Origin of the sequence: Lysobacter concretionis Ko07 = DSM 16239 (genome assembly GCF_000768345.1) — a bacterium.
Taxonomy (GTDB): domain Bacteria; phylum Pseudomonadota; class Gammaproteobacteria; order Xanthomonadales; family Xanthomonadaceae; genus Novilysobacter; species Novilysobacter concretionis.
Genome location: NZ_AVPS01000004.1, coordinates 357,394 through 369,270, shown reverse-complemented (window position 1 = coordinate 369,270; position 11,877 = coordinate 357,394). Strand labels below are relative to the sequence as shown.

At 66.5% G+C, this 11,877-nt stretch carries 8 protein-coding genes; 1 reads left to right on the top strand and 7 read right to left on the bottom strand.

Annotated features, from left to right (window positions below):
- Position 1: 1 nt before the first annotated feature.
- From greA to grpE, 7 genes are all read right to left on the bottom strand, one after another.
- Complete coding sequence (greA, locus tag N792_RS06225) at positions 2 to 466, bottom strand: transcription elongation factor GreA (protein WP_191150533.1); 465 nt, start codon at positions 464 to 466, stop codon at positions 2 to 4.
- Positions 467 to 574: 108 nt separating this feature from the next.
- Positions 575 to 3,826, bottom strand: coding sequence for a carbamoyl-phosphate synthase large subunit (gene carB / locus N792_RS06220; protein ID WP_036193429.1), 3,252 nt, complete (start codon positions 3,824 to 3,826; stop codon positions 575 to 577).
- 1 nt (position 3,827) lies between these two features.
- Positions 3,828 to 4,967: a glutamine-hydrolyzing carbamoyl-phosphate synthase small subunit gene (gene carA, locus N792_RS06215; protein ID WP_036193426.1), complete on the bottom strand. Its 1,140-nt coding sequence runs from the start codon at positions 4,965 to 4,967 to the stop codon at positions 3,828 to 3,830.
- Positions 4,968 to 5,282: 315 nt separating this feature from the next.
- Positions 5,283 to 5,993, bottom strand: coding sequence for a 4-hydroxy-tetrahydrodipicolinate reductase (dapB, locus tag N792_RS06210; RefSeq protein ID WP_084105454.1), 711 nt, complete (start codon positions 5,991 to 5,993; stop codon positions 5,283 to 5,285).
- Between the two features lie 59 nt (positions 5,994 to 6,052).
- Entirely contained in the window at positions 6,053 to 7,180 is a 1,128-nt protein-coding gene (dnaJ, locus tag N792_RS06205) for a molecular chaperone DnaJ (RefSeq protein WP_036193424.1), read from the bottom strand.
- A gap of 127 nt (positions 7,181 to 7,307) precedes the next feature.
- A complete protein-coding gene (gene dnaK / locus N792_RS06200) occupies positions 7,308 to 9,230 on the bottom strand; it encodes a molecular chaperone DnaK (protein ID WP_036193423.1) in 1,923 nt (640 codons plus the stop codon).
- A 171-nt stretch (positions 9,231 to 9,401) separates the two neighbouring features.
- Entirely contained in the window at positions 9,402 to 9,923 is a 522-nt protein-coding gene (gene grpE, locus N792_RS06195) for a nucleotide exchange factor GrpE (protein WP_036193422.1), read from the bottom strand.
- Positions 9,924 to 10,158: 235 nt separating this feature from the next.
- On the opposite strand from grpE, the gene recN reads away from it, so the two are divergent.
- Positions 10,159 to 11,841 carry a DNA repair protein RecN gene (gene recN / locus N792_RS06190; RefSeq protein WP_036193420.1) on the top strand — a complete coding sequence of 561 codons (1,683 nt, stop codon included), beginning with the start codon at positions 10,159 to 10,161 and terminating at the stop codon, positions 11,839 to 11,841.
- Positions 11,842 to 11,877: the final 36 nt, after the last annotated feature.

Genomic DNA, 11,877 nt, shown 5'->3' with positions numbered 1-11,877 from the left:
CTCAGACGACGTAGCGGACGGCGACGATGTCGTACTCGCGGGTGCCGCCCGGGGCATCGATGGTGATGCTGTCGCCTTCGTGACGACCGATCAGGGCGCGCGCGACCGGCGAGGAAATCGCGATCAGGCCCAGTTTGATGTCCGCTTCCAGGTCGCCAACGATCTGGTAGGTCCGCTCCTCGTCGCTGTCGGTATCGACCAGGTCGACGGTCGCGCCGAACACGATCCGGCTGCCGGCATTGAGGGCGGCGATATCGATGATCTGGGAATTCGACAGCTCGCCTTCGAGCTGCTTGATGCGGCCTTCGATGAAACCCTGCTGCTCGCGGGCGGCGTGGTATTCGGCGTTTTCCTTCAGATCGCCGTGCTCGCGCGCCTCGGCGATGGCATGGATCACGGCCGGTCGCTGGACGGACTTGAGCTCTTCCAGTTCGGCGCGCAGACGCTGCGCACCCTTGGAGGTGATGGGGGCTTGCATGGGTGTTTGATCCTCTGGCCGGCGCATGGCCGGCACGGTGTTTTCCGACAGCATGTTTTCCGACAGCCGATTGTGCCCGGGTCGGTCAGGGCAAAGCTAGGCGGTGGCGTTGACCGTGGCATGCAGCTCCTGCAGCGACCAGACCGGGCCGGTGTCGCGGTAATCGAGCGACAGCAGCAGGGCGCGGGCGCCCGAGATCGTCGTCGAGTAGGTCACCCGCTGCTGCAGGGCCTCGCGGCGGATCGAGAACGAATCGGAGATCGCCTGGCGGCCTTCGGTGGTGTTCACGATGTAGACGATCTCGCCGTTCTTGATCAGGTCGACGATGTGCGGGCGGCCTTCGTTGACCTTGTTGACCAGTTCGCACTCCAGGCCCTGCTCGCGCAGGAACCTGGCCGTACCGCCGGTGGCGACCAGCGAATAGCCGCGCCGGACGAGTTCCTGCGCCACCGGCAGCACGCGCTGCTTGTCCGGATCGCGCACGGAGACGAAGACCTTGCCGCCGGCCGGCAGCCTGGCGATGCTGGCCGCTTCCTGCGCACGCGCCATCGCCGCGCCGAAGTTGCGGCCCACACCCATGACCTCGCCGGTGGAGCGCATTTCCGGCCCGAGGATCGGGTCGACGCCCTGGAACTTGGCGAACGGGAAGATCGCTTCCTTGACCGAGTAGTAGTCGGGAATGATCTCGCTGGTCGCGCCCTGCTCGGCCAGGGTCTTGCCGGCCATGCAGCGCGCGGCGATCTTCGCCAGCGGAATGCCGATGGCCTTGGACACGAACGGCACCGTGCGCGATGCCCGCGGATTCACTTCCAGCAGGTAGATCGTGTCCTCGCCGGCCTCGTCGGTCTGCACTGCGAACTGGGTGTTCATCAGCCCGACCACGTTCAGCGCCTTCGCCAGCGCGACGACCTGCTCGCGCAGGCGCGCCTGGGTGTCGGCCGACAGCGAGTACGGCGGCAGCGAGCACGAGGAGTCGCCCGAGTGCACGCCGGCTTCCTCGATGTGCTCCATCACGCCGCCGATCAGCACGTTGCCGTCCTTGTCGGCAATGATGTCGACATCGACCTCGATCGCGTTGTCGAGGAAACGGTCCAGCAACACCGGCGACTTTTCCGACACACGCACCGCATCGCGGATGTAGCGCGCCAGGTCGGCATCGGAATGCACCACTTCCATCGCCCGGCCGCCCAACACGTAGCTCGGGCGGACCACCAGCGGATAGCCGACTTCGCCAGCCAGCAGCAAGGCCTCTTCGGAATTGCGCGCGATCCGGTTCGGCGGCTGCTTCAGGCCCAGCTTGTCCACCAGTTGCTGGAAGCGTTCGCGGTCCTCGGCCAGGTCGATGCTGTCCGGGCTGGTGCCGATGATCGGCACGCCGGCGGCCTGCAGGGCCTCGGCCAGTTTCAGCGGGGTCTGGCCGCCGTACTGCACGATCACGCCCTTGGGTTTTTCCAGATCGCAGATCTCCAGCACGTCTTCCAGCGTCAGCGGCTCGAAGTACAGGCGGTCGGAGGTGTCGTAATCGGTCGACACGGTCTCCGGGTTGCAGTTGACCATGATGGTCTCGAAACCGTCCGCCCGCAGCGCCAGCGCGGCATGCACGCAGCAGTAGTCGAACTCGATGCCCTGGCCGATCCGGTTCGGGCCGCCGCCGAGCACGATGATCTTGTCGCGGTCGCTCGGGTTGGATTCGCACTCGTCCTCATAGGTCGAGTACATGTACGCGGTCGTGGTGGCGAACTCGGCCGCGCAGGAATCCACGCGCTTGTAAACCGGCCGCACGCCAAACGCGCGACGCAGCGAACGCACCGCGGTCTCGTCGGTGCCGGTCAGCTGCGCCAGGCGTGCATCGGAGAAACCCATCCGCTTGAGCGCACGCATCCGCTTCGCATCCAGCGCGGACAGGCCGGCGTCGGCGACAACCTTCTCCGCGGCGATGATCTCTTCCATCTGGTCGAGGAACCACGGGTCGACGAACGACAGCGCGTTCACTTCTTCCACGCTCATGCCGGCGCGCAGCGCATCGCCGATGTGGAAGATGCGCTCCGGTCCCGGCTCCTTGAGCTCGCGGCGGACAGTGGCGAGACCTTCCTCGCTGGTCAGGTCCAGGCCGGTGGGATCGAGGCCGACCTTGCCGGTTTCCAGTCCACGCAGCGCCTTCTGCAGCGACTCCTGGAAGGTGCGGCCCATCGCCATCACCTCGCCCACCGACTTCATCTGGGTGGTCAGGCGCGAATCGGCCTGCGGGAACTTCTCAAACGCAAATCTCGGAATCTTGGTGACGACGTAATCGATGGACGGCTCGAAGGACGCCGGGGTCGCGCCGCCGGTGATGTCGTTGCGCAGCTCGTCCAGCGTGTAGCCGACGGCGAGCTTGGCGGCGATCTTGGCGATCGGGAAACCGGTTGCCTTCGACGCCAGCGCCGAGGAACGCGACACGCGCGGGTTCATCTCGATCACCACCACGCGGCCGGTCTCGGCGTTGATGCCGAACTGCACGTTGGAGCCGCCGGTGTCCACGCCGATCTTGCGCAGCACCGCGATGGAGGCATCGCGCAGGCGCTGGTATTCCTTGTCGGTCAGGGTCTGCGCCGGGGCGACGGTGATCGAGTCGCCGGTGTGCACGCCCATCGCGTCGAAGTTCTCGATCGAGCAGACGATGATGCAGTTGTCCGCGGTGTCGCGGACCACCTCCATCTCGAACTCCTTCCAGCCCAGCACCGATTCCTCGACCAGCACCTCGTTGGTCGGCGAGAGCTCCAGGCCGCGCTTGACGATCTCCTCGAACTCTTCCTTGTTGTAGGCGATGCCGCCACCGCTGCCGCCCAGGGTGAAGGACGGGCGGATGATGGTCGGGTAGCCGACCGTCGCCTGGATCTCGACCGCCTGCTCGAAGGTCCTGGCCACCGCCGCCTTCGGGCATTCCAGGCCGATCTCGGCCATCGCCACGCGGAACAGCTCGCGGTCCTCGGCCATCATGATCGCGTCGCGCCTGGCGCCGATCAGCTCGACGTTGTACTTCTCCAGCACGCCGTGGTCGGCCAGGTCGAGCGCGCAGTTCAAAGCGGTCTGGCCGCCCATCGTCGGCAGCAGCGCGTCGGGGCGTTCCTTGGCGATGATCTTCTCGACCGTCTGCCAGTTGATCGGCTCGATGTAGACCGCGTCGGCCATTTCCGGGTCGGTCATGATCGTGGCCGGGTTGCTGTTGACCAGCACCACCCGGTAACCCTCGTCACGCAGGGCCTTGCAGGCTTGCGCGCCGGAGTAGTCGAACTCGCAGGCCTGGCCGATCACGATCGGGCCGGCGCCGATGATCAGGACGGTCTTGATGTCGGTGCGCTTTGGCATGTCAGTTGGCCTCCATCAGCGCAACAAAACGGTCGAACAACGGGGAAACATCCTGCGGTCCCGGACTGGCTTCGGGATGACCCTGGAAGCCGAACACCGGCGCGCCGGGGAACTCGATGCCCTGGTTGGAGCCATCGAACAACGAGCGATGGGTGATCCGCACGTGGGCCGGCAGCGTGGCCTCGTCGATGGCGAAACCGTGGTTCTGGCTGGTGATCATCACCCGGCCGCCGTCGTCCACACCCGCGGCCAATTCCTGCACCGGATGGTTGGCGCCGTGGTGGCCGAATTTCATCTTCATCGTCTTCGCGCCGCTGGCCAGGCCGAGCAACTGGTGGCCCAGGCAGATGCCGAACATCGGGATCCGACGATCGATGAACTCGCGGATCGCCGCCACCGCGTAGTCGCAGGGCTCCGGATCGCCGGGGCCGTTGGACAGGAAAATGCCGTCGGGCTGGAGCGCCAGCACCTCGGCCGCCGGGGTCTGGGCGGGCACCACGGTCACCCGGCAGCCACGCGCGGCCAGCATCCGCAGGATGTTGCGCTTGACGCCAAAGTCATACGCGACCACGTGGAAGCGTCCATCGGTCTGCGCAAACACGTTGTTGTCCAGATCCAGCTGGCCGGCGGTCCATTCGTAACGCTCGCGCGTGCTGACTTCCTTCGCCAGGTCCATGCCCTTCAGGCCCGGGAACTTGCGCGCCGCCTCGATGGCCTTGTCGGCATCGATGCCCTCGCCGGCCATCAGCGCACCACTCTGGGCGCCGTGACTGCTCAGCAGCCGGGTCAGTTTGCGGGTGTCGACATCGGCGATCGCCACCACACCGCGTGCAGCCAGCCACTCGGGCAGTGCGATCTGGTTGCGCCAGCTGCTCGGCCGGCGCGGCACGTTGCGCACGATCAGGCCGGCGGCCCAGACACGGCCGGATTCATCATCCTGGTCGTTGATGCCGGTGTTGCCGATATGCGGATAGGTCAGGGTCACCAACTGTCGGGCGTAGGACGGGTCGGTCAGGACTTCCTGATAGCCGGTCATCGCGGTGTTGAACACCACTTCGCCGACCGACAGGCCGGGTGCGCCTACGGAAACGCCCTCGAAGAGGGTGCCGTCTTCGAGGGCAAGGATTGCGGGTTGAGTCACGGGGGAATCGCCTTGGCTGCCAGGGGATGCTGAGTCCATCGAGCGCAGCGCTGACCGGAATGCAGGCTGCAGCAAAGCGCGGACGCGGCTTTGTACCGGTCCGACAAATGGGGTTCAGGCGAACGGGGATTCTAGCGATGAAGTCGCTCCGACGCCAGCGTCTGGTACGCCCGCGGGGACAACATCCGCCCCGATGGATGTGCTGCTCCTGCAGGAGCAACGCGAATCGCGCTCCAAATCCCACTCACGGAACCGACTCTGGATCGCTGCGTCGCTTCTACGGCCGCCGACCCGGCAACGGGACGCGGGGAGCGTTCACAGCATGTCGCGCAGCCGATACCGCCCCGGCTCCCGTCCCGCCAGCCAGACGGCGGCGTGCAGGGCACCGTGGGCGAAGACATCGCGGCTGGTCGCACGATGGACCAGTTCGATCCGTTCGCCGGGACCGGTGAACTGAACCGTGTGTTCGCCGACGATATCGCCGGCGCGCAGAGAGGCGTAACGCGGCTGCGCACCGCCCTGCTCCGCGCGTACACCCAATGCCAGGGCCGTACCCGACGGAGCATCCAGCTTGTGCTTGTGGTGGGACTCGACGATGTCGCAATCCCAGGCCCGCAGCACCGTGGCGGCGCGTTCCACCAGGTCGCCCAGTACCGTGACGCCCAGGCTGAAATTGGCGGCCAGCAGCACCGGAATCCTGCTGGCCGCCGCATCCAGTGCAAGCTGTTGCGACGCAGCCAGTCCGGTCGTGCCCGACACCAACGGCACACCACGCTCCACGCACAGGGCCAATACCGCATCCAGGCCGGCAGGCAGGCTGAAGTCGATGGCGACATCGAACGCGGGCACCCCGTGCAACTCCGACAGGGCGAAGTACGGCAACCTGTCAATCACCCGCTGTGCCGGCTTCCCGCGTGACACCGCGGCAACCACCTGCAGATCGTCTCGCCCGGATGCCAGGCGCAGCAAGGCCTGGCCCATCCGGCCGGTGGCACCGTGGATCAGGATGCGTATGGGTGAATTCATCAGGCGAGGCTAGCTGGCCGCAAACAGGTCGACAAGCGTCGTGCGCGGCCCGGAAGCCATCAGGAGGACGTCATTCGATCCCAGAAGCCCTTCACGCCATCCATGAAGGTCGAGGAGCGCGGCGAATGCCGGCGCGCGTCTTCGCCGGTGAACGTGGCTTCAAGCTGCTGCAGCAATTCGCGCTGCTCGCTGGTCAGGTTGACCGGGGTTTCCATCACCACGCGGCAATACAGGTCACCGGGACGGCGGCTGCGCACGGACTGCACGCCCTTGTCGCGCAGGCGGAACACCTTGCCGGCCTGGGTCTCGGCCGGAATCTTCAGCTCCACTTCGCCGCCCAGGGTCGGCACGCGGATCGCTGCGCCCAGCGCCGCCTGGGTCAGGCGGATCGGCACCTCGCAGTGCAGGTCGTCACCCTCCCGCTGGAAGATCTCGTGCTCACGCACGCGGACCTCGACATACAGGTCGCCGGGCGGCGAGCCGGCCGGACCGGCCTCACCCTCTCCCGTCAACCGGATGCGGTCGCCATTGTCGACACCGGCCGGAATCTTGACCTGCAGGCTCTTGGTGTCCTCGACCCGGCCCTGGCCATGGCATTTCCCGCAGGGGTTCTCGATGGTCTGGCCACGGCCGCCGCAATGCGGACAGCCCTGCTGCATCGAGAAAATGCCGCGCTGGAAACGGACCTGGCCACGGCCATTGCAGGTGCCGCAGGTTTCCAGCTTGCCGTCGGCCGAGCCGCTGCCATCGCAGCTGTCACATTCGTCGAGGGTGGGAATCTCGATCTGCTTCTCGACGCCGCGGACCGCCTCCTCCAGCGACAGCTCCATCACGTAGCCGATATCGGCACCGCGACGCGGGCCGCGCCCACCGCCACCAAAGATGTTGCCGAACATGTCGCCGAAGATATCGCCCATGTCGGCGTAACCGGCGCCGCCACCTGCACCGCCGCCCATGCCGTGCTCGAATGCGGCATGGCCGTGCTGGTCGTACATGCGCCGTTTGGAGGCATCGGAAAGCACTTCATAGGCCTCCTTGCACTCCTTGAAGGCGGCTTCCGAGGTTGCATCGCCCGCATTACGGTCCGGATGGTGCTTCATCGCGCAGCGGCGATAGGCCTTTTTCAGCTCCTCGTCGCTCGCCGTGCGGGATACGCCCAGGACTTCGTAATAATCGCGCTTGCTCATGTGATGCCATTTTCCCCTGCCCCGACGGTTACGGCCGGGACGCGGTATTGGTGAAACAACAAGGGCCCGGGACCAGTGGACGGTCCCGAACCCTTACCCGTGCCCCTCTCGCGGAGGGGCGGACAAATCACTTCTTGTCGTCGTCTTTGACTTCGGTGAATTCGGCATCGACCACGTCGTCGGCCGCCTTGCCGGCACCGGCATCGCCGCTGTCCGCCTCGGCGCCGGACTGCTGGGCCTGCACGGCGGCGAACAGGGCCTGCGCGGCCTCTTCCAGCGCTTTGCTCTTGGCCTCGATCTGAGCCTTGTCGTCGCCCTTCATGGCGGTTTCCACCTCGGCGATCGCCGCCTCGGTCGCACCGATCAGCTCACCCGGCAGCTTCTCGCCGTTCTCCTTGATCGCGGTACGCGCCGAGTGGACCAGACCATCGGCCTGGTTGCGCGCCTGCACCAGCTCGTGGAACTTCTGGTCCTCTTCGCGGTTGGCTTCCGCGTCGGCGACCATCTTCTGGATCTCTTCCTCGGACAGCCCGGAGCCGGCCTTGATCTCGACTTTCTGTTCCTTGCCGGTCTTCTTGTCCTTGGCGGTGACGTGGACGATGCCGTTGGCGTCGATGTCGAACGACACCTCCACCTGCGGCATGCCGCGCGGCGCCGGCTCGATGCCGGTCAGGTCGAAGCGGGCCAGCGACTTGTTGTAACGGGCCTGCTCACGCTCGCCCTGGAGCACGTGCACGGTCACCGCGGACTGGTTGTCGTCGGCCGTGGAGAAGGTCTGCGATGCCTTGGTCGGCACGGTCGTGTTCTTCTCGATGATCTTGGTGAACACGCCGCCCAGGGTCTCGATACCCAGGCTCAGCGGGGTCACGTCCAGCAGCAGCACGTCCTTGACGTCGCCGGCCAGCACGCCGCCCTGGATCGCAGCACCCACGGCAACCGCCTCGTCCGGGTTGACGTCCTTGCGCGGCTCCTTGCCGAAGAACTCGGTCACCGCCTGCTGCACCTTCGGCATGCGGGTCTGGCCGCCGACCAGGATCACCTCGTTGATGTCGCTGGCGCGCAGGCCGGCGTCGTTGAGCGCGGTGCGGCACGGGTCGATCGACTTGTTGACCAGGTCCTCCACCAGCGACTCCAGCTTGGCGCGGGTCAGCTTGATGTTGAGGTGCTTCGGGCCGGAGGCGTCGGCGGTCACGTACGGCAGGTTGACCTCGGTCTGCTGCGCGGTGGACAGCTCGATCTTGGCGCGCTCGGCCGCGTCCTTCAGACGCTGCAGGGCCAGCGGATCCTTGCGCAGGTCGATGCCCTGGTCCTTGTTGAACTCCTCGACCAGATAGTCGATGACGCGCTTGTCGAAGTCTTCGCCACCCAGGAAGGTGTCGCCGTTGGTGGCCAGCACCTCGACCTGCATTTCGCCGTCGATGGAGGCGATCTCGATGATCGACACGTCGAACGTGCCGCCACCCAGGTCGTACACGGCCACCTTGCGGTCACCGCCCTTCTTGTCCATGCCGTAGGCCAGCGCGGCCGCGGTCGGCTCGTTGATGATGCGTTTGACGTCCAGGCCGGCGATCATGCCCGCGTCCTTGGTCGCCTGGCGCTGGCTGTCGTTGAAGTACGCCGGCACGGTGATGACCGCTTCGGTGACCTTCTCGCCCAGGTAGTCCTCGGCGGTCTTCTTCATCTTGGCCAGCACTTCGGCGGAGATCTGCTGCGGCGCCATCTTCTTGCCGTCGCCGGTCTCGACCCAGGCATCGCCGTTGTCATGGCCGATGATGCCGTAGGAGACGTGGTCAAGGTCCTTCTGCACTTCGGGATCGGTGAACTTGCGGCCGATCAGGCGCTTCACCGCGAAGAAGGTGTTCTTGGGGTTGGTGACAGCCTGCCGCTTGGCCGAGGCGCCCACCAGAATCTCGCCGTCCTTGGTGTAGGCGACGATGGAAGGCGTGGTGCGATCGCCCTCCGCATTCTCGATGACCTTTGCCTTGCCGCCTTCCATGACCGCCACGCACGAGTTGGTCGTGCCCAGGTCGATACCGATGATCTTGCCCATGGTCTTGTTTCCTCTGGAATCCTGAATGTTTGCGAATGTTTGGGGCGGTTGATCCGCCGATGACCGCTATCTGGGGGTTGCCCGGCGATGGTTCAAGTTGTGCCGGTTCAAGTTGCCCGCCCAAGTTGCCCGCTCAAAATGCCCGGCTTCACATGGCCCGCCCGGGCGCGGTCACTCCTGTTTGCTCACCACCACCAGAGCCGGGCGCAGCAGGCGCTCGTTCAGCAGCCAGCCCTTCTGGTAGACCTGCACGACCTGTCCCGGCGCATGCTCGGCGCTGTCGACCGTGCTCATCGCCTGATGGTGTTCGGGATTGAATGGCTGCCCGACCGGGTTGACCTCGGCCAGTCCGTTTTCACCCGTCACCTTGAGCAGTTGCCGGAGGGTGAGCTCAACGCCTTCGCGCAAGGCCCCAGGCTCGCCCGCGGCGGCGTCCAGGCCGGCTTCCAGGCTGTCGATCACCGGCAGCAGGGCCGCCAGCAGGCGTTCGTTGGCGAACTTGCGCGCCATCTCGACGTCACGGGCCAGGCGCTTGCGCTGGTTGTCGATATCGGCTCGATCGCGCAAGGCGTCTTCGCGCAGTTGCGCCAGTTCGGCATTGGCGGCCGCCAGCTCGACGGCCAGCGGATTGTTGTCGGCGGGGTTGGTTTCGACGGCCTGCTCGGCCGGATCCCGGGTCGGTTCGGTGGTCATGCTCTGCTCTGGTCCTGGCGCCGCAGGGCGCGTTGTCCTTGACTGCCCCAGCAATGGGGTCGGCGCTGGTCAATTCAAGACAACCCCACGCAGATTGTTCGGCGTCGCCTCCCGGCTCACCGGATGAGACGTCCGTCTGCGAGGCTCCCTGCCCGCCTGTATTACAACTGCGCGCCTACGCCCCGCGACCGTCAGCCTGCACACCGGTCGCACTCCCCTTTAAACTCGCCGCCAGATGCTTACCCACCTCTCACTCAAGCACTTCGCCGTGGTCAGCCAGGCCGAACTCACGTTCGGTCCGGGGCTGACCGTGATCTCGGGGGAAACCGGCGCCGGCAAATCGTTGCTGGTGGACGCGCTCGGACTGCTGTCGGGCCTGCGGGCCGACAGCGGCGTGGTGCGCCATGGGGCCGAGCGCGCGGAACTGGTCGGCGAATTCACCCTCGACGACGTGCCTACGGCTGCCCAGTGGCTGCGGGAGCAGGACCTCGACGAGGACAGTACCGATCCCGATCCGCGCTGCCTGATCCGGCGGGTGATCCGCGCCGACGGCGGCTCGCGCGCCTGGATCAACGGACGCCCGGTCACCTTGGTACAGCTGGGGGAACTGGCTGCGCAGCTGGTCGAGATCCACGGCCAGCACGAACACCAGGCCCTGCTGTCACGCCCCAGCCAGTTGGCGCTGCTGGACGCCTACGCGCGCACGACGGTGGAATGCCGCGCCGTGGCCGAGGCGGCCGGACGCTGGAGCGCCTTGCTGCGCGAACGCGAGGAGTTGTCGGCGCAAGGGGACGTATCGGACCGCATCGACTGGCTTGAGCACCAGCACGCCGAGCTGGAGCGCGAGACGCTGGAGCCCGAGTCGATCGAGCAACTGCTGCTCGACCACCGCCGCCAGGCGCACGCCAGCGACCTGATCGAGGCCAGCGAAAACGCCTTCCGGCAACTCGGCGGCGATGACGGCCCCTCCGTGTCGCGCGCGCTGCAGCAGGTGCGCCATGAACTGCAACGCGTGACCGGGCACGAGCCGCGGCTGAATGAAGTGGACGGCATGCTCGCCGCCGCGGCGATCCAGCTCGACGAGGCCACAACCCTGCTGGACCGGATCCGCGGCGATCTCGACATCGACCCCTCGATGTTCGATGCCATCGAGCGACGCCTCGCCCGCCTTCACGACCTTGCCCGCAAACACCGGGTCGCCCCCGATCAACTGGCCACCCGGCGTGAGGCGCTGGGGCTGGAGCTGGAAGCCCTGCGTGGTGCCGGCGAACGGCTGCGGAAGCTGGACGCTGAAATCGAGACCGCCCGCCTGCACTGGCGCCAGGCCGCCGATGTGCTGGGCGAGAAACGTCGCCAAGCCGCCGGCGTGCTTGCCAAGGCCACCACTGCCCTGATCGGCGAGCTGGGCATGGGTGGTGGCCATTTCCAGATCGCCATCGAACCCTCCGGCTCCGACAAGCCCGACCCCAATGGTGGTGAACGGATCGAATTTCTTGTGGCGGCCAACCCCGGCCAGCCGCCCCGGGCGCTGCGCAAGGTCGCGTCCGGCGGCGAGCTGTCGCGCATTTCCCTGGCGATCGAGGTTGCCGCGCTGGGGCTGGATGCCGTGCCGACGATGGTGTTCGACGAGGTCGACTCCGGCATCGGCGGCGCTGTGGCCGATATCGTCGGCCAGAAGCTGCGTGCGCTGGGAGCGAGCCGGCAGGTGCTGTGCGTGACCCACCTGCCACAGGTCGCCGCGCAGGGCCACGCCCATTACCGGGTCAGCAAGGCCGCCGCCGACGGCGTCACCCAGAGCCAGGTACAGCTGCTGGATGCGGAACAACGCCAGGAGGAATTGGCGCGCATGCTCGGTGGTGTGGAGCTGACCCATGAGGCGCGTGCCGCGGCACGACGCCTGCTCAGCGATGTGAGCTGAAGCGAAAAGCAGGCAACCCGATGTGTGCTGCGCGCT

Excerpts from the sequence above, each read along its gene's own strand:
- carB (WP_036193429.1), bottom strand. The coding sequence starts at position 3,826 with ATGCCAAAGCGCACCGACATCAAGACCGTCCTGATCATCGGCGCCGGC.
- recN (WP_036193420.1), top strand. The coding sequence starts at position 10,159 with ATGCTTACCCACCTCTCACTCAAGCACTTCGCCGTGGTCAGCCAGGCC.
- dnaJ (WP_036193424.1), bottom strand. The coding sequence starts at position 7,180 with ATGAGCAAGCGCGATTATTACGAAGTCCTGGGCGTATCCCGCACGGCG.
- dapB (WP_084105454.1), bottom strand. The coding sequence starts at position 5,993 with ATGAATTCACCCATACGCATCCTGATCCACGGTGCCACCGGCCGGATG.
- grpE (WP_036193422.1), bottom strand. The coding sequence starts at position 9,923 with ATGACCACCGAACCGACCCGGGATCCGGCCGAGCAGGCCGTCGAAACC.
- dnaK (WP_036193423.1), bottom strand. The coding sequence starts at position 9,230 with ATGGGCAAGATCATCGGTATCGACCTGGGCACGACCAACTCGTGCGTG.